This is a genomic window from Paenibacillus sp. FSL R7-0345, from assembly GCF_038595055.1.
Classification (GTDB): domain Bacteria; phylum Bacillota; class Bacilli; order Paenibacillales; family Paenibacillaceae; genus Paenibacillus_AQ.
Genome location: NZ_CP152002.1, coordinates 6048331 through 6066269 on the forward strand (window position 1 = coordinate 6048331; position 17939 = coordinate 6066269).

At 53.2% G+C, this 17939-nt stretch carries 13 protein-coding genes; all 13 read right to left on the minus strand.

Annotated elements, in window-relative coordinates:
* Nucleotides 1-41: 41 nt before the first annotated feature.
* Nucleotides 42-1703: a glycoside hydrolase family 43 protein gene (locus NST84_RS26100; RefSeq protein WP_342562997.1), complete on the minus strand. Its 1662-nt coding sequence runs from the start codon at nt 1701-1703 to the stop codon at nt 42-44.
* Nucleotides 1704-1757: 54 nt separating this feature from the next.
* A complete protein-coding gene (locus NST84_RS26105; RefSeq protein WP_128083637.1) occupies nt 1758-2717 on the minus strand; it encodes a carbohydrate ABC transporter permease in 960 nt (319 codons plus the stop codon).
* Between the two features lie 3 nt (nt 2718-2720).
* The gene (locus NST84_RS26110; protein ID WP_068725679.1) at nt 2721-3695 is read right to left on the minus strand and encodes an ABC transporter permease subunit; all 975 of its coding nucleotides are present in this window, start codon (nt 3693-3695) and stop codon (nt 2721-2723) included.
* Nucleotides 3696-3780: 85 nt separating this feature from the next.
* A complete protein-coding gene (locus NST84_RS26115) occupies nt 3781-5484 on the minus strand; it encodes a sugar ABC transporter substrate-binding protein (RefSeq protein WP_342562998.1) in 1704 nt (567 codons plus the stop codon).
* 112 nt (nt 5485-5596) lie between these two features.
* Nucleotides 5597-7129 carry a response regulator gene (locus tag NST84_RS26120; RefSeq protein ID WP_342566529.1) on the minus strand — a complete coding sequence of 511 codons (1533 nt, stop codon included), beginning with the start codon at nt 7127-7129 and terminating at the stop codon, nt 5597-5599.
* 11 nt (nt 7130-7140) lie between these two features.
* The gene (locus NST84_RS26125) at nt 7141-8946 is read right to left on the minus strand and encodes a histidine kinase (protein WP_342562999.1); all 1806 of its coding nucleotides are present in this window, start codon (nt 8944-8946) and stop codon (nt 7141-7143) included.
* 21 nt (nt 8947-8967) lie between these two features.
* The gene (locus NST84_RS26130; protein WP_342563000.1) at nt 8968-10509 is read right to left on the minus strand and encodes a response regulator; all 1542 of its coding nucleotides are present in this window, start codon (nt 10507-10509) and stop codon (nt 8968-8970) included.
* Between the two features lie 199 nt (nt 10510-10708).
* On the minus strand, nt 10709-12103 hold the full coding sequence (locus tag NST84_RS26135; RefSeq protein WP_342563001.1) for an ADP-ribosylglycohydrolase family protein: 1395 nt from the start codon (nt 12101-12103) through the stop codon (nt 10709-10711).
* Complete coding sequence (locus NST84_RS26140; RefSeq protein ID WP_342563002.1) at nt 12103-13062, minus strand: nucleoside hydrolase; 960 nt, start codon at nt 13060-13062, stop codon at nt 12103-12105. Before NST84_RS26140 ends, NST84_RS26135 begins: the two co-directional genes overlap by 1 nt.
* 59 nt (nt 13063-13121) lie before the next feature.
* The gene (locus tag NST84_RS26145) at nt 13122-14060 is read right to left on the minus strand and encodes an ABC transporter permease (RefSeq protein ID WP_342563003.1); all 939 of its coding nucleotides are present in this window, start codon (nt 14058-14060) and stop codon (nt 13122-13124) included.
* On the minus strand, nt 14057-15106 hold the full coding sequence (locus NST84_RS26150) for an ABC transporter permease (protein ID WP_342563004.1): 1050 nt from the start codon (nt 15104-15106) through the stop codon (nt 14057-14059). Before NST84_RS26150 ends, NST84_RS26145 begins: the two co-directional genes overlap by 4 nt.
* Complete coding sequence (locus tag NST84_RS26155; RefSeq protein WP_342563005.1) at nt 15099-16661, minus strand: ABC transporter ATP-binding protein; 1563 nt, start codon at nt 16659-16661, stop codon at nt 15099-15101. Before NST84_RS26155 ends, NST84_RS26150 begins: the two co-directional genes overlap by 8 nt.
* 123 nt (nt 16662-16784) lie before the next feature.
* Nucleotides 16785-17924 (minus strand): BMP family ABC transporter substrate-binding protein, encoded by a 1140-nt coding sequence (locus tag NST84_RS26160; protein WP_342563006.1) that lies wholly within the window; start codon nt 17922-17924, stop codon nt 16785-16787.
* Nucleotides 17925-17939: the final 15 nt, after the last annotated feature.

A 17939-nucleotide genomic window follows, 5' to 3' on the forward strand; every position in this document is an offset into this window, starting at 1 on the left:
TCCAGCGGTCTTCCCTCTGCAGATTCAATAGATGCTCCAACTCAAGCCCGCCATTCAAACCAATTAAAATAAGCAAAACCCGGCATTTCCCGGCCGTTGCCCGTAGCGTACATGCCAACTACCATTCCGGTAAAAGCATTTCCCTCCGCAGCCTGCGGCGACAGCTCATACGCTGATCCTGCTGCCAGACGGGTCCACTCCTCACCGTCCATAGAATAAAGCAGATGGTATTCGTAATAATCAGCGGCGATTTTCAGGAACACCCTGTTTCCGGTTACCGGGATTTCTGCTGTCAGTTCAACCTTGCCCTTCACCGTTAATCGCGCGAACACGAGAGACTGTCCTTCCCGATGGACCATTCCAACCTCATAATGTGCCCGCTCATTCATCCGGACACATAGCCCCGCCTCCGCGCCGTCTGCCTGAGCGTCCAGCTCAAGCAGTGTGCTCCATTCAGCGGTAAACTGCTGCTGCCTGCGGCAGGCGAATGCCGTCTGGCCAATATCGCTGAGTCCAGCCGGCTGGCCCTTCAGCGCCAGCCAGCCGGGACGCTTCTCCAGCGACCAGCTTTGCTCAGCAGGATTGCGCAGAAAGACCAGGTCAGACGGCAGCACACTGCCGGTAAATTCGTGCCGTCCGTTATAACGGCCGTATTCCTGTGCGTACTCCTTAACGCCACCTTCAAAACGTTCAGCAGCCGTAATTTCCTCCTTCTCATTCAGCTCACCGGCAGCTTCCAATTCACGCGGCTCACTATTACAATCAACAGCCCTGTCGGCTTCACCAGAACTGCCGCAAGACCGCGCAACAATCATCTCCAGCCCAACCGTACCCTCATTGTTATCAATCATCGGCCAGCCGTCTTCGCTCCAGTTCACCGGAGCAAGATACGTCTCCCGGCCAAGCACCCCGTAGCCCTCTTCGCCAAGACGTACACCAAGAAAGACCGCCCACCATCCGCCGTCCGGACCTTCGATCAGATCGGCATGGCCCAGATACTGGATTGGATGCTCTATGCCCCTATGGGTCAGAATCGGCTCAGCCAGCTCCTCGAACGGACCATACGGCGAGCTGCTGCGCCCGATAATCTCGCGGTGCTCCTTGGCCGTGCCGCCGGAGGCCGCCATGATATAGTACATCCCGTTAATCTTGTACAGATGCGGCCCCTCCAGCCACGGCCCGCCGTCCCCGGTCCAGATCACCACCGGTTCAGTCAGTGCTGCTCCGGTAGCAATATCAATTTCATACTGGATGATATGAGAATCATAGCCTGCCCCCTGCTGGGCGGTCACATAGACCTTGCCGTCCTCATCGAACATCAGTGACGGATCGATACCGCCGTGGGGAACAGTAATCGGATCAGACCAAGGCCCTGCCGGATCAGCGGCAGTCACGTAGAAATTACCCCTTCCCCGCACATCCGTTGTAATCATATAAAACACTCCGTCATGATAACGGATCGTTGGCGCATAAATTCCGTCAGAGCTGCCGCAATTGCGGATGTCGAGCTGGCTGATCCGGTCCAGCACATGGCCGATTTGCTCCCAATGAATCAGGTCCCGGCTGTGAAACAGCGGAACACCGGGGAAATATTCAAAGGTGCTGCAGACCAGATAATAGTCCTCTCCCGCCCGGGTAATGCTCGGATCAGGATAAAAACCCGGCAGAACCGGGTTCATGTACTGTATGAATGATCGCTTCATATAAATGCAGACAACCTTTCTTTAATTCGTTAAAGGTACCTGTAATTTCAGCTCCTACTCCTTAACACTACCCACATTCAGCCCGACCACAAAATACTTCTGCATGAACGGATACACGAGCAAAATCGGAACTGAGGCGACTACTGTAATCGCGGCCCGGATCGACAGCGGTGTCACCAGCGCCCGCGCGGAATCCTGGTCCATCCCTACCCCGGCCGCAACGTTCGGGTTGCTGTTGGAGTTCATCGTTGAGGACAAGAGCTTCATCAGCTCGTACTGCAGTGTACTCAGGTGCTGCCGGGAGGAGGTGTAGATAAAGGCATCGAACCAGGAGTTCCAGGCACCCACCGCCACAAACAGCGCTATCGTTGCAAGCACCGGTTTACACAGCGGGAAGACCACCCGCATGAAGATTTTGAAGTCTCCGGCTCCGTCAATTCTCGCCGACTCCATCAGGCTTTCAGGAATGGTACCGATATAAGTCCGGATAACAATCATATTAAAGGCGCTGATCATCGACGGGAAAATATAAACCCAGAAGCTGTTAATCAGGTTCAGATCCTTGATCAGAAAGTAGCTCGGAATCAGACCGGCGCTGAAATACATCGTCAGCACGAAAACCACCGTAATCGGCTGGCGGAAGACATATTCCCGCCGGCTGAGCGTGTAGGCCAGCATCGTCGTCAGAAAGATATTCAGCACTGTCGACAGCACCGTCCGCGCTACTGAAATCAGAAAAGCATCATAAATCGTGCCGGAGGCAAAGATCGCCTTGTAATTCTGGAAAGTCCAGGCCCTCGGCCATAAGTAAATGCCGCCGCGGATCGTGTCATTCCCCGCGTTAAACGAAACGGCAATTGTATTCAGGAACGGATATAGGGTGACAACAACAAGGCAAATCATAAACACCGTATTAAAGGTGGTGAACAGCACAGGCTCCAGCTTACCTTTACCGATGCTTCTTCTCACCGTCATGCCTGTTTTCTGCCCAGGGCTAATCTGCCGGTTATCCATCATTTATAACAACCTCTCTTCCCCAAGCCGCTTGGAAATGCCGTTCGCCATAAGCAGCAGTGTTACGCTGACAACCGTTTTGAAAATACCGCCCGCGGTTGCGAGGGAATAGTTGCCCTGTGCGAGACCGTATTTCAGTACAAAAATATCAATCGTTTCTGCCCAGTCCACAACCAGCCCGTTGCCGAGCAGATACTGAACTTCAAAGCCTGCCTCCAGCACATGGCCGATCGACATAATCATCAGGATGACGATGGTTGCCTTGATTCCGGGCAGCGTGACAAACTGCATTTTTCTGTAACGGCTTGCCCCGTCGATCTCCGCAGCCTCATACAGCGCAGGATCGATTGATGCAATCGCCGCCAGATAAATAATTGTATTCCAGCCGACTTCCTTCCACACGTGGGAGGCGCCGACAATGCCCCAGAAGTACTTCCCCTCACTGAGCCACAGAATCGGCTCCTTAATCAGGTGCAGCTTCATCAGTACAATATTGACAATCCCGTCATTGATCGACAGCGAGGTCGCCACAATGCCGGTAACGATAATCCAGGACAGGAAATGCGGCAGATAAGAGATGGTCTGTACTGTTCTTTTCCACAGCACATTTTTGATTTCATTCAGCAGCAGCGCCAGCACAATCGCCGTTACAAATCCGAGCACCAGGTTAATGATCCCCATGGATAAGGTATTGCGCAGGACACGCAGGAAATTGTCGTCGGTAAACAGAAATTTGAACTGCTTGAAGCCTACCCATTCCTGTTCACTGAAAGACTTGGCAGGCCGGTAATTCTGAAAGGCCATGGTCCAGCCCCAGACGGGCACATAGGCAAAAAGAATAATGTAGAGCATTAAAGGCACTGACATCCAGATCAGCTGATTCTGGCTTTTGATCAGCGACCAGGTAACCGGCCGCTTCTTCTTTTTACGGCGGTTGGAATGCCGGACGGCTATTTCTGTTTCTAAGGTCTCAGCCATAGTAATTGTCTCCCCGCTCCATCGTTTATTGGAGCAGGCGGAAGGCCGGAACGGCCCTCCGCCTGCTAGTTCACTGCGCCTTCATTTACTTGCTCCAGTTGTCAATTCTCCATTTAATCTGCTCATTGATTTTGTCTTCGTAAGCCTTCACATTGGCTTTCTTGATTTCTCCGACATAATCGGTCCACACAGAATCGAATTCTTCCGGACTCGCAAGGATCGCTTTAGGCAGGAATTTGGTCTGCAGTTCAGTTAATTTGGTGTTGGCTATCTTGGCATCGGAGCCCTCAATCAGATCAATGGACCAGGCCGGGTAGTAGACCGGATTGGCAGGCGGCTCACTGAAGAAGTCCACATAAGTATCGAAGCCGTAAGCATCAAGAACTTCTTTATCAAAAGGCTTCAGCCCTGCTTTATACTCTTCCGGCTGTGCTGCCGCGTCGGTAGAGTTGCCGTCGCTGAAGCTTCCCTCCGTCTTAGGCAGGAAGTCAAAGAGTGCCTTGGCTTTATTGGCCAGCTGCCAGGTAGCATCGGCCGCATTGTCGCGCTGTTCCTGTGTTCTCATGAATCTGCCGTTCTCTACGATATAATCCTCGCCCTCAATACCCCAGGAGAAGGTCTTCTGCCAGTCTTCCTGAATCAGGGTGTCGAGCAGCTTGATGATTTTCACCGGATCTTTGGCGTTGATACTGATACCGAAGCCGTTATTAAGATTTAGAACGGCAAGGTCACGGTAATAGTCTTTGGTAGCCTTATCGTATACGAGCGGAAGCCCCACATAGGTACGTTCGATTTTGCCCTGGGTGGTCAGGGAATCCTCGGCCGCATTGAAGTTCCAGTGCTGGTCGAACATACCCAGAACGGTTCCGCTGGACAGCTTCGCCATATACTGGTCGTAGTTCTGCACAAAGGTCTCTTTATCGATCAGACCCTTTTGATTGATTTCATTAAGCTTCTGGTAGTACTGTTTGGCATAATCCTTGTCTGCAAAAATCTCGGCTACACCGTCTTTGACCACGACCCCGCCGTCATTTGGATGTCCGATCAAGTGCTGCGGCGCATTGAACAGCCCCCAGTTTTTCCAGTCATAATTCAGAATTTCGAAGCCGATGGTCGGACTGCCGTCAATTTTCGGATACTTCTCTTTGTATTTCTCAATCAGGTCAAAGTACTCATCCAGTGTCTTGACCTGCGGATAGCCGAATTCCTTGAGTACTGCCTTCTGAATCCAGAAAGCCGGGCCTGAATACCAGGAGCTGTTTACTTTACCGTTGTAGACTCCATAGTTAGGCAGGATATAGATGTGCCCGTCATTAGGGTCCTTCATCATGTTCCAGTAATCCGCATAATGCGCTTTCAAATTCGGTGCATACTGTTCAATCAGGTCTTCAAGCGGAATATAGGCACCTGCCGCGGTCAGCTTCGTATTCCCTGTCATCATATCGGGATAATCCTGGCCGGCAATCATAACGCCCAGCTTCTGGTTAATGTCGCCTGCCAAGAATTCGAAATTGAAGCTGGCGCCCGTTTCATCTTTGATTTTCTTGTAAATTTTGTTGTCCGGTGTCGGCTGCTGGCCGGCTTGACCCAGAAATACACTGATATTGAACGGTTCAATTTTGTCGCCTGTATCCGCAGCTCCTGCGGTTTGGGCCGCACCGGTCTCTTCAGCCTTGGCATTATCCTTGGTATTGCTGTTGTTATTGCCGCCGCAGCCGGCGAGTGCAAAGCTCAGGGATAACAGCGTGATCAATGAAACCTTGAACGTCCGTTTTGACTTGCCCCCCATAAAGCACCTCCATATTTTTGGTTACGCTTCTTGTAAGCACTTACATTTATGAATTATAGAGGTGATCCCAGGCGCAAAATACAACCGAATTAAAGGTATAACCCCAAAAACTTTAGGACTTTGCCTGCCGGTATTCGTTCGGGGACAGATGCATCTTCTTCTCAAACTGCTTCAGGAACTGCCCGTAATTGGCATAGCCCACCTTCTCGGCAATCTCCGACAATTTGAGCCTGCGCTCCTCCAGCAGCTTCACCGCCTCTTCAATCCGCAGGCTGTGCAGAAGCTCATTGAAGCCCATCCCGTTCTTTTTGATCAGGAGCTGGCCTAGATAGACGGGATGCAGATAAAAGATTTCCGCCAGCCTCTGAATCGTCAGGCTCTCACGGTAGTGCTCCCGGATGTAGAGGTTGATATCTCTTACAACATCGTGCGAGCGCCTGCCCCGCTCCTGCAGCAGCAGTCCAATCCCCGCTTCCGCTGCAGCCAGCAGATAATCCATCAGCCTCTCCAGCGTAAGCAGCCGGCTGGTAAGCTCGGATAGATGGTGCTCCCCTAAGTTCTCCTGGCGCATGTCCTCCGGCGGCGGAGCCAGCTCCCGAATCCGGTAGATCAGATGAATGATGAATTTCTTCACTGTGCCGGGAGACACCTGCTGCGCACGGAAGCTGCCGGCCGCGCTGTGCGCTGCCTGCCGGAAACCGGTCAGATCCAGTGTATTTACAAAGCCGGCCAGCTCGTCAGCCAGCCGGATATAGCCGTAATCGCTGCTGAAGGGAGTATCACGTATCTCCTCATACATCAGCAGTCCTGCTGCAGGGGCTCTATAAAAGAAATGCTGCAGCGTCTCTTTAGCAGTCTGGTAACTGTAATTTATACTGTTAAGCATAGCCGCATTGTCACCGGATGCCATGAATAACGGAATATCCGGGCACTCCTGCCGCAGTGCATCCGATATCCGCACAAGTGTCCGGCGGCCTTCCTCAGCCGAAGCACTGCCAAGCACTACTGCACAGCAGCCCGCTTCCATATCGGCCAGAACCGCGCCCTTTATACCCGTGAGCAGCGCAGCAGCCTGGCCTCTGACTTCGGCATAACGCTGTGTCTCAGTCAGGATCAGGCATACACTCCAGCTGTCCGGGTCTTCCGGCAGCCCGGCAAGCAGCTCCGGGGCAGCCTGTACAGAGGGCTGCCCGAGGAGCAGCCCTTTGATGAACGCCGCAGCCTCCTCGGACACGGCAAGCTGACGGCATTTGCGGCTGTGTGCCTCTTGCTCCAGCTCCAGGCGGATTTGACGCAGCTCTTCCCCGGCCTCCTCCGGAAATACCGGCTTCAGCAGATAGTGATGAATACCGTACCGGATCGCTGTCTGCGCATATTCAAACTCACTGTAGCCGCTGAGAATGGCGAACTTGGTCTCCCTGCCCCCTGCCTGCTGCCAGGCGGCAACCATTTCCAGGCCGCTGAGCAGCGGCATGTTCACATCTGTAATGACGAGATCCGGCGCAAGCTCCCGGATCATCTGCAGTCCCGCCTGGCCGTTCGCACAGGTCCCGACAATTTCATAACCCAGCGCCTGCCAGTCAATCCACAGCTCCATTGCCTCCAGAGCGCTAGGCTCATCATCAATCAGCAGCACTTTATACATGGTCACAGCCTTCACTCTCCTCCCGGCGGATGAATCCGCTCCAGCAGCTTCAGCGGGATACCGAACGACACGGACGTCCCTTCATCGGGTGCGCTGATGATTTCAAAAGTAACCTGATCCGCATAATACAGCTCCAGCCTGCGGTATACATTACGCATCCCGATATTCAGCCCGGAGGAATCCTCGGTGCGGATATTATGCAGCAACTCCTTCAGCTTGGCAGCATCCATGCCTTTTCCGTTGTCTGAAACAGTTATCTGCAAGCGGTCCTCCCGCGCAGCTGCCCTGATTCTGATCACCCCAAGGCCCTCTATGGTCTGCAGGCCGTGCTTGCAGGAGTTCTCGACAAGCGGCTGCATGCTCAGCTTAGGTATTTTGTAAGCCAGCGCCTGCTCTTCTATTTCGAACTGATAATCAAATTTGTCACGGAACCTGAATTTCTCGATCTTCAGATACATCTCGATAAACTGCATTTCCTCCTGGAGCGACACCAGGTCCTCCTTCGACCGGAGCAGCCTGCGCAGCAGCTTCGAGAGGCTTTTAATAATATCCGTCACATCGTCATATTTGTTCTTGGTGCAGACCACGAGAATGGCGTTCAGCGTATTGAACAGGAAATGCGGATTCATCTGGCTCTGCAAAAAGTTCAGCTCGGCCCTCACCCGCTCCATTTCCAGGTTCTTGCTCTGGATTTCCAGCTTATACACATCATTAATCAGCGAATTGATCCGCGAGGTCATCCGGTTGAAATTATGAATCAGTCCGCCGATCTCATCACGGCCCTCGTCGATCCTGATGAGCTCGAACTTCTCATTGCTCACCTTCTGCATATGGCGGGCCAGCCGCTTCACCCGGTAATTGTAGGAGCGCAGCATCACATAGATGAACGCCGAGGTAAGCAGCGTGATCGTGGTCGCCAGCACCGCTGCATACAGCCGGATATCCAGAACGGCCTGGGCAATCCGCTCTCCCTGCGTAATGCCGATAATCCGCCAGCCTTTGAGGTAATTGGCCGTACCGATAGGCAGGATATGCACCTCCTGGTCCGAGTCCTCCGGCTGCGTGAACAGCGGGTAAGGCTCGTCCGTTACATGCTGGTAGCCGCTTGCCTCTGACATTACAATCTGATTCTGCTCATTGACAAGGTAGAGGCTGAGGTAATCCTTCTCCCGGACAATGATGTCGTACACCTCACTGAGGTCGAGGTCAATCCGCGACAGCTTCTCATACGTGCCGAATGAGCTGTAGTGATCCATCCAGTCAATGATGCTCAGCATCGGTGTGGAAGAGTTACTGTTCTCACTTATCCGGTAGGCGGCTACAACCACCTGATTGCCGGAAGACTCGGCTTGCCTGTACCAGCTGCTTGTCCGGATTTTCGCGTTAATAGCCTGATAATTGCCGCCGGATACAATAGACTGGTTGGCGGTAAATACCGTAATCCGCTCAATCTGGTTGTTTACGGGCATGTAGCTGTTCAGACGGTCGCGCAGATCCTCATCGTAGGCACCGTAAAAATCAATGGAATCCTTATAGGGCCTATCCAGCATTTCATACAAATTTTTGTCTGTGGACAGGGTATAGCTGACGGCAACCCCGCCTTCAATAAAGTCATGAATGTCCTTTCTTGCCCGCTCGAGAGAAATCTGGAGGTTCTGCTCCTCCCTTGACTTGATCAGATCGGTAATCCGTCCCAGAAACACCAGATTAATAATCATGATAGGCAGAAGCACTCCGATAATATAGATCAGGAAGAACTTGGAGTTCAACGGAATGTCATTGACGATATTAGTGAAGCGGAATCTTTTCTTGAGCATGGAATAGTGCACCCGGCTTTCCTATAGCTGCTTGTGGTGGTCAGAGTTCTTGTATACAGAGGGCAGAACGCCCGCGATTCCTTTGAATTTGTCGATAAAATAATCCGTGTTGCTGAAGCCGACCTGGGCCGCCACATCGGAGATTTTCAGCTCTGTCCGCTTGAGCAGTGCCTTGGCCGCTTCAATTCGCTTAACGTTCAAATATTCGCTGAAGCTTCGTCCGGTCTCCTTGCGGAACAGCTGTCCGAGGTAGGCCGGATTCATATGAAACTGCCGGGCCAGCTCCTGTAGCTGCAGCTTGCTGCGGAATTCCTGATCCACATACCGGATGACGTTATAGATGGTGTTCCCCTCATTTGCCTCCTGCAGCTGTGCCAGATAAACAGCCGCCGTTGTACAGAGACCGCTTACATAATGGCTTAACCGGGAATAGTCGCCGAGATCTTCGAGCCGCCCGTATTTGGCCTGATGACCGTTCATCATGGTGCCCGGCTCTCCGTTATGCTCTGCAACAAGCCGGCACAGAGTCATTTCCAGATGGGCGATACCGGCCTGAACGGCTTCCACGGCAGACAACTGCTGGGCATAGGAGATGAAGATATCCTTTACACAGGATTCAATCCCATCCGGGTCACCGGCCAGCACCTTCCCCGGCAGCTCAGAAAAAGCCGTCTGCTCCCGGCTAGCCGCTGTATTGCATTTCCTGAAATCACTATGAAAGAACACACCACCCTGCTCTTTGCCAAATCGGAGCTTCCACATTTCCAGCAGCTGCAGGTAAATGTCCTTAACAGATTCAATGCCTGTCATCCGGTCACTGACCATTATCGTTACCGGCTGCTGTGCAAGCGCCGTCAGCTCCTGCTGAAGGCGCTGGGCACCGGCCCTCAGACTGTCCCGCGAGAGGCTTGCCGACTGCAGCAGCAGACCGGTCCGCTCAGCACGGTCCTGGAAGCTGCTGTACGCCGGCTCAGGAGTGAAGAAAGACTGCATCGGGTGCAGATGCGCTGCCGCTGCAGGCGGATCAATCAGAAGGCCCAGCAATTCCGTATCTCCGCTGAGCTTCATCACGTTAGAGGCCATCAAGCGGAAGTCTTCCTCGTTCTCCCCCAGAATCAGGCGGCTTAGCATACCGCCAATAATGATCGACTGCTTTTTTTGACGCTCCTGAATGGAAGCGATTTCAGCTTGAATCAGAAGGCTGATCTGACTCAGGAGAAGCTCCAGCTCCTCTTCATCAACCGGCTTCAGCAAATATTGCTCCACCCGCTCGCGCAGGGCAATTCTGGCGTACTGGAAATCATCATATCCGCTCAAAATAATAAACCGGGGCGGTCTTGCCATCGTTCCATTCACTCTGGAAATCAGCTCCAGCCCGTTAATGACCGGCATATTAATATCGGTCAGTACAAGATCAGGCTGATGCAGCTCGATCATTCGCAGCGCATCCGGGCCATTCATGGCTTCACCGCACAGCTCGAATCCGTACTTCGCCCAGTCCACCATTGTCCGCAGCCCTTCCAGCACCCAGGGCTCATCGTCAACAATTATAGCCTTCAGCATAATCCGTACTCCTTCCGCTTTGCTAAAGCGAGTATTTATTAGCCGCATCCGGCTAAATAACTATAGATTATGCTAACATAGTTCACTATTTCTGTGACATATTTCCGCATTAAAAAACGCTCTTTGGCAAACGGAACGCTGTAGCGTCCCCTCCTGTCAAAGAGCGTTGTTATCATTTTATACAAAGGATAATAGCTGCTTAGGCCTGTCCATGCTCCGCACGCAGCTTCAGAAACACCTGATAGCTCCGCTCGGCACAGTCCGAAATGGCAATCGGATGGAAGCCGGGCAGATCCGCGTACAGCGTATCGTTCAGAGGGACCGTCCAGTTTGCCGGCAGCTGGCTTGCCCCCAGCTGCGCGCCCATGATTGAGCCTACCGTAGCACCGTTGCAATCTGTGTCCATTCCGCCATATACAGATGTGACTACCGCCTTCTCGAAATCATTGCCCCCATAGACCAGGGAAGCGGCAACAAGCGCAGCATTATTGACTGTATGCACCGGATCATAATGGCTGAACTTATCCCAGATACGGCTGACCAGCTCCCGTTCACTCTTGGCCGATTGGGCAATGTCGATACCCTGGAGCACCGCCTCGGCAAGCCGGCTCTTTGCCGGAACCTCGCTGAGCCCAATCTCCAGAATCCGCTCGTTGTCCTTCTCGGCGAAGGCGGCCGAAATCATGGCCGCGTTGAACATCTCACCGTAGATTCCGTTCTTCACATGGGAGAAGGACGCATCGCGCCAGCCCAGCTCAGCAGCCAGCTCCGGATGGCCGGCTGCACCGTAAGCCAGCCCGTCTGCCCGGATCGCCGCACCGATCCATTCGCGGTACGGATTAAGATGCATCCGTACCCGCTCCAGCCGCTGTGCCCAATCTGTTGGCTTCTCTTTGTGCATGTGGGAGGTTTCAGCAGCGAAATTCATGTAAGTCTGCGTCTCTGCCGTGCAAACCTGGGCATAGGTCAAATTCCCGTGCCACAGCTTGCCGATATCCCAGGCATCCCAGTCCAGTCCCTTCTGCTCCAGCAGCAGCAGCCCGAGGACGGTATAACGGAGATCGTCGTCACTCTCCATGTAGCTGATCTTCTCCCGGGTACTGGTGAAGGACCAGGCGCTAAGGCCGAGGCCATACTCCGCTTCCGCTCTGGAGTTATCCGGCGTATAGCCCTTGATCGGCCAGGCATCCGCGCCCTGGAACCAGAGCTCGATATTCCTCCAGCCCGGACGGCCGTCCTTGCCGTACAGATAATCCCAGTGCTCCAGCGGCTTGCCGAGCGCACACCCGACGCTTCTGCCCAGCCAGGCCCCGTGGAACTTGTCCCGCCATTGCTCCGGTGTCCATGAAGGGTCCAGCCTGCGCGGCCCCTCCGGCCGCAAGGCGCGGATTTCCTCAAGCGACGATGGCTCCTGATACGGGAAATCCTCGGCCACTTGAAGCTCCATAAGCTCGCGGTAGACCTCCGTTAGCTTGCTATCATCTTTTCCAGCAGCAGCCAGCTTCTCAGCGATTCCGTCCGTCTGGCAGCCTTCCTCATTCCGCTGCTGCAGTTCGAATTTTACCGTCTCCTGCAGATTCTCCCAGCCAGCCATCAGCTATTTACCCCGGCTGCCGCGATCAGCTTCCGGTCCAGCCGTTCCAGTGAATCGAACAGCAGCTTCATAAATGCTTCACGGGCGACGCCGGTCAGCACCTGCACATTCGGCTGGCGGTCCGGCTTCTTTCTGCGGTCGGCAACGGTCATCCCGCGGGTCAGCTTGCCCTCGGTTTCGACTGTCACATATAGATGCTCGGACTGGAACAGCTCCGGATGCACCAGCCAGGCAACGGCGCATGGATCATGCAGCGCATTGCCGACATAGCCCATTTTTTTGCCATAGATCGAGTAGAAATCCAGCAGTTCCCCGACCATAACGGACACCGGGCCCTTCTGCTTCAGTTCAAGGATCTCCTCCTCAAAAATCGCCGCCTTATCCGTCACATCCAGACCGCTCATTACAATCGGGATACCCGATTCATAGACAATCCGTGCGGCTTCCGGGTCTACAAAGATATTGAACTCAGCGGTGCTGGTCACATTCCCGTAAGCCAGGCCTCCGCCCATCAGCGAGATTTCCTTAATCTTGTCCTTTACTTCAGGGTATGCGGTAATTAACAGCGCAATATTGGTTAACGGTGCCATCGGCACCAGTGTGATCGGCTCCTCCGAAGCACGGATGATCTCAAGCATGAACTCAACCGCACCTTGATCCACCGGTTTGAACTTGCTGGCCGGCAGCACCGGACCGTCCATTCCGGATTCCCCGTGTGCTTCCTCTCCCGTTACAAGCTTGCCGAACAGCGGCCCCTTTGCCCCTTTGGCAACAGGAATATCAGCATCGACGAAACTCAGCACCTTCAAGGCGTTATCGGTTATTTTATCAAGAATCTGGTTCCCGCCTACCGTTGTAATTCCCCGGATTTCCAGCTCCTCCGGATGGGCCAGCGCCAGCAGAATCGCAATCGCATCATCATGCCCCGGATCACAGTCAATAATTATGGGTCTTGGCATCGTTGTTCTCCCCCTCATTTCCTTATCTGCAGCCGATCCTTACCTGAAGCAGCTCCCTGCTACTTCACTACAGGACCTTTGACCTTCTTGTTCTTCTTACGGGTTTCTGATATGGCGTAGATCAGCAGGCCGATTACAGTTGCCACATAAGGCAGCGTAGCAATCAGCTCAGCCGGAATTTTCAGCACCTGAAGTGCGTTGGACAGTGCATCCGCTGCTCCGAACAGCAGTGAAGTCAGCGCCGTTCCGATCGTGGTGCTGCGGCCCATGGATTCTGCGGCAATCGCGATCCAGCCCCGGCCGGCGATCATATCGCGTGTGAACAGCGACAGATAGCCCATCGACATGTAAGCCCCGCCCAGGCTGGCAAAAAATCCGCTGAGCAGCAGTGCGGTATATTGGATTTTGATCACACTAACCCCGACCGACTGGGCCGCATGCGGATTCTCGCCGACTGAACGGATACGCAGTCCAAGCGGTGTCCGGTTCAGCAGATAATACACAACCAGCACGGCCAGAATGGAGACGTAAGTCAGGATGTGGTGACCCGACAGAATCGGTCCAAGCACGGGAATATCTTGTATCAGCGGAATCTGGACACTTGGCAGCACCTTGCTCGCAAGCGATGTTGAGGAGCCCTTGTCCCCGCTCAGCAGATACAGGATAAATACGGTACCGCCTGAGGCGAACATGTTGATCGCTACCCCGCCAAGAATAATATGGGTCTTGAATTTCAGGGTAAAAAAGGCCAGTATTCCGGCGATCAGCGTTCCCGATAATACTGCGCCAAGCAGTCCAACCCAGGCACTCTGGGTATAAGCGCTGACAATGACGCCGGCCAGGGCCGACACCAGCATGATCCCTTCCATCCCGATGTTAATAATGCCGGCCCGGTTGGAGATCAGCGCCCCCAGCGCGGCGAACAGAATCGGCGTGGTTACACGCAGCAGCGAAAAGGCAAAGTCCGTCGTAAAAATAACATCCAGCAGACTGTTCATGCGTTTGCTTTCGCCTCCTTCAGCAGCATCCGGTTTTTCCAGAATTTCAGGAATTGCTCAGCAGAAATCAACAGGATAATAACCGCCTGGATGATCGAGATCATCTCGGAAGGCACATCTGACAGACGGGCCATCATATCAGCGCCGATTCGGATATAAGCCAGGAACAGGGCTGAGCCGATGACGGATATCGGATTATTTTTGGCCAGCATCGCTACAAGCGCACCGTCGAGGCCGTACCCCGGCAGGGAAGCCCACTGGAACCGGTTGTACATTCCCAATACTTCGACTGACCCGCCCATTCCGGCGATAAAGCCGGCGATCAGATGGACCAGAATGATTACTTTTGCAGTCTTCATACCCGAGTAGCGGGCAAAATCACGGTTCACACCGGTCATCCGCAGCTCATAGCCCCATTTGGTCCGGTACAGGAACAGGTGGGCCAGAACGATCATTACCAGTACGATAATCAGTCCGGTATGAATACGTGTGCCGGTGAAGATTTTGCTCAGCTGGGCTGTTTCTTGAAACTTGTAGGATACATTGGCAAAAGCCTTCGCATCGCGCAGATGATAGTTAAGCAGATAAAGTCCGATCCCGAACAAAATGTTGTTGAACATCAGGGAGGTTACCAGTTCGTTCGCGTTCCACTTGGCCTTGAGAATACCGGGGATCGCTGACAGGAGCGCTCCGACAATTGAACCTGCCGCAATCGCTACGATCGGATGAAACCAGCTGTTCAGGCTCAGATGAATCGCCAGTACAGAGGCTACTACGCCTGAGAAATAGAAGATACCTTCTGCACCGAGGTTGAACATATTGGCCCGGAACAGCAGAGAGACGGCAAGACCGGTGAACATCAGCGGAATCGCCATTTCGATCACGTTACCGATGTGACCCTTGGTGGAGATAGGCTCCCACAGAAAAATACCGATGGTCTTGAGCGGCTGGTCACTGACCAGCGAAATAATGATAAAGGCGATGGCCAGCGCAATCAGTATGACCGCCGTGGTCCGGATCACCTCAAAATATTTGACTTTAAACATGGTTTACGGCCCTCCCGATCTGCTGCTTGTCCTGCCTGTTAATGCCCAGCATATATAAGCCGAGCTCTTCTTCACTTACCTGGGACGGATTCTCAAAGTAGGCTACAATCTCCCCTTCATACATGACCAGGAGACTGTCGCTCAGCTCCAGAATTTCGTTCAGATCTGCCGATAAGAGTACGATTCCGCTGCCGGCGGAACGCAGCTCCAGCAGCTTCTGGTGAATGAACTGGGCTGCACCGATATCTACGCCCCGGGTCGGCTGCTCGGCAATCAGCAGCTGCGGGCTGGTTGAGCATTCCCGGGCCACAACCACCTTCTGCATGTTGCCTCCGGAGAGCATCCCGATCGGCTGCTGCGGGCCTGAGCACCGTACTTTAAACTCCTCTACCAGCGATGCAGCAAGTGCGGCGATCCGCTTGCCGTTCAGCAGCGGCCCCTTATTCATTTCTTTGGTGCGGTAACGGGTGGAGATCAGATTATCGGAGATGCTGGCATCTCCGGCAGCGCCCTGGCGCATCCGGTCCTCCGGAATATAGGAAACGCCCAGGCTGCGGATGCGGAGAATATCGGATGCCAGAATATCGGTTTCGTTAACCTTTACTGACCCGCTGCTTGATACAGCATGCAGCCCGCCGGTAAGTGCCTCGACCAGTTGATTCTGGCCGTTGCCTTCTACCCCGGCGATCCCGACGATCTGGCCTTCCCGTACCGCAAAGCTGACCCGCTCAAGCAATGCCTTGCCCTGGCTGTCATGCACCGTCAGATTGCTTACGGACAATACCGGCTTGCCGAAAGGAACACTATCTTTATCGTATTTCAGCACGACGTCCCGGCCGACCATCAGCCGTGAAATCTCCTGCTCGCTGACATCCCGCGTCTGGAAGACGCCTTCGCTTTTACCGCCGCGCATAATGGTAATCCGGTCACAGATGGCTTTGACTTCCTTCAGCTTGTGGGAGATGAATACTATCGTGTGCCCCTGCTCCTTCAAATGCTGGAGCTCCACGAACAGCTCCTCTGTCTCCTGCGGAGTCAGTACGGCGGTCGGCTCATCCAGGATAAGGATTTTGGCCCCGCGTACCAGTGCCTTCAGAATTTCCACCTTCTGCTTCATCCCGACGGTAAGATCCTCGACCTTTGCCTTGGGATTTACAGTGAGATTATACTTACGCGCCGTTTCTTCTGTCAGGCGGACTGCTTCATTGTAATTGAAGCCCACCCCTTTACGCGGCTCCATGCCGAGCACCATATTCTCAGCTACCGTAAAGGAGGGCACCAGCATGAAATGCTGATGGACCATGCCGATACCCCGGTCGATTGCATCCTGCGGGGACTGCAGCTTTACCTTTTCCCCGCGGATGCTGATGTCGCCTTCACTCGGCTCCTCCATCCCGAACATGATCTTCATCAGGGTCGACTTACCTGCCCCGTTCTCGCCCGCTATGGCATGAATTTCTCCTTCGCGCAGGCTAAAGTGGACATCCTGGTTGGCAACGACACCATTCGGATATACCTTGGTTATTCCCCGCATTTCCAGCAGCGCGTGTTCCACGGGTTATCAACGCCTTTCAACTAGACTAGTTTTCTGCAAAAATAGGCAGCTGGAATTCTTCTTGGCTGAAGGAATCCCAACTGCAGGAGATACGGCGAACCGGTTAGTGTTTAATTAATGGATTTAAGGTTTAACGGCATTACGGATCGCTTCAACCTCTGAAGTTTCCATACCCATTGCGTTGTCTACGGTGATTTCCTTGTTGATCAGCTTTTGCTTCACTTCTTCAACCTTAGCCTGCAGATCTGCAGGGAATACGCTGGTGTAGATATCATTTTCGGCAATGCCTACGCCGTCTTCAACGAAGCTGAGGACATCACGTTTGCCCATTTCAAGTGTGCCGTCCTGAAGCTTGGTTACGGCACCCAGAATGGCGCTGTCGATTTTTTTAATTGCAGAGGTAATGATCAGGTTTGCCTTCTCACTGTCTGTATCCTTAAGCAGCATAGCCTGGTCGGAATCGACGCCGATGGCATACTTTGTTTTTTCTTTTGCAGCATCGAAGATACCAAGGCCTGTACCGCCGGCTACGTTAAAGATTACGTCCACACCGGAGTTGTACTGGATCAGCGACAATTCCTTGCCCTTAGCCGGGTTAACAAAATCGCCTGCATAAGATACGGCAACTTTTACATCGGGATCAACATACTGGGCACCCTGAATGTAGCCGACCAGGAACGCGTTGATTCCCGGAATATCCATACCGCCGACAAAACCGATTACGTTCTCAGGGTTGGCATTCGGCATATCGGACTGTGTAGCAAGTGCCGCAACAGCACCGGCCAGGAAAGATACTTCATTAGTAGAATAGGACATGTTATACATGTTAGCAGGTGCTTCTTCGATGTCTGTATCGTAGTTGATAAACTTTTTATCCGGATTCGCTTCTGCCGTCATATTGAACATTTCCGTAATTTCCGATCCGCCGGAAATGACAACATCCCAGTCCTCAGCGGCGATATCGTTAAAAGTAGGCTCCCATTTGGTCTTGTCGGTTCCCATCTCGATTACTTTGGTCTCCGCGCCGAGCTCTGTCTGCACTTTCTGCAGGCCATTGTTGGCTGCGTCGAAGAAGGATTTATCTCCAAGCGTTCCCGGGATCAGCAGGACAACCTTCAGCTTGTCGCCGGAACCGGCGTTTGTGCCCTCTGCCGCATTGTTTCCGGCATCCGCCGCATTTCCGTTGTTAGCTGTGTTGTTTCCGCAAGCAGTGACGAGTACCATTACCATAAGCAGCAATAATGCAAGAACATTCTTTTTCATTTTGTCTGTTCACAC

Coding starts and splice junctions, on each gene's coding strand:
- NST84_RS26100 (WP_342562997.1), bottom strand. CDS start 1,703: ATGAAGCGATCATTCATACAGTACATGAACCCGGTTCTGCCGGGTTTT.
- NST84_RS26105 (WP_128083637.1), bottom strand. CDS start 2,717: ATGGATAACCGGCAGATTAGCCCTGGGCAGAAAACAGGCATGACGGTG.
- NST84_RS26110 (WP_068725679.1), bottom strand. CDS start 3,695: ATGGCTGAGACCTTAGAAACAGAAATAGCCGTCCGGCATTCCAACCGC.
- NST84_RS26115 (WP_342562998.1), bottom strand. CDS start 5,484: ATGGGGGGCAAGTCAAAACGGACGTTCAAGGTTTCATTGATCACGCTG.
- NST84_RS26120 (WP_342566529.1), bottom strand. CDS start 7,129: ATGTATAAAGTGCTGCTGATTGATGATGAGCCTAGCGCTCTGGAGGCA.
- NST84_RS26125 (WP_342562999.1), bottom strand. CDS start 8,946: ATGCTCAAGAAAAGATTCCGCTTCACTAATATCGTCAATGACATTCCG.
- NST84_RS26130 (WP_342563000.1), bottom strand. CDS start 10,509: ATGCTGAAGGCTATAATTGTTGACGATGAGCCCTGGGTGCTGGAAGGG.
- NST84_RS26135 (WP_342563001.1), bottom strand. CDS start 12,103: ATGGCTGGCTGGGAGAATCTGCAGGAGACGGTAAAATTCGAACTGCAG.
- NST84_RS26140 (WP_342563002.1), bottom strand. CDS start 13,062: ATGCCAAGACCCATAATTATTGACTGTGATCCGGGGCATGATGATGCG.
- NST84_RS26145 (WP_342563003.1), bottom strand. CDS start 14,060: ATGAACAGTCTGCTGGATGTTATTTTTACGACGGACTTTGCCTTTTCG.
- NST84_RS26150 (WP_342563004.1), bottom strand. CDS start 15,106: ATGTTTAAAGTCAAATATTTTGAGGTGATCCGGACCACGGCGGTCATA.
- NST84_RS26160 (WP_342563006.1), bottom strand. CDS start 17,924: ATGAAAAAGAATGTTCTTGCATTATTGCTGCTTATGGTAATGGTACTC.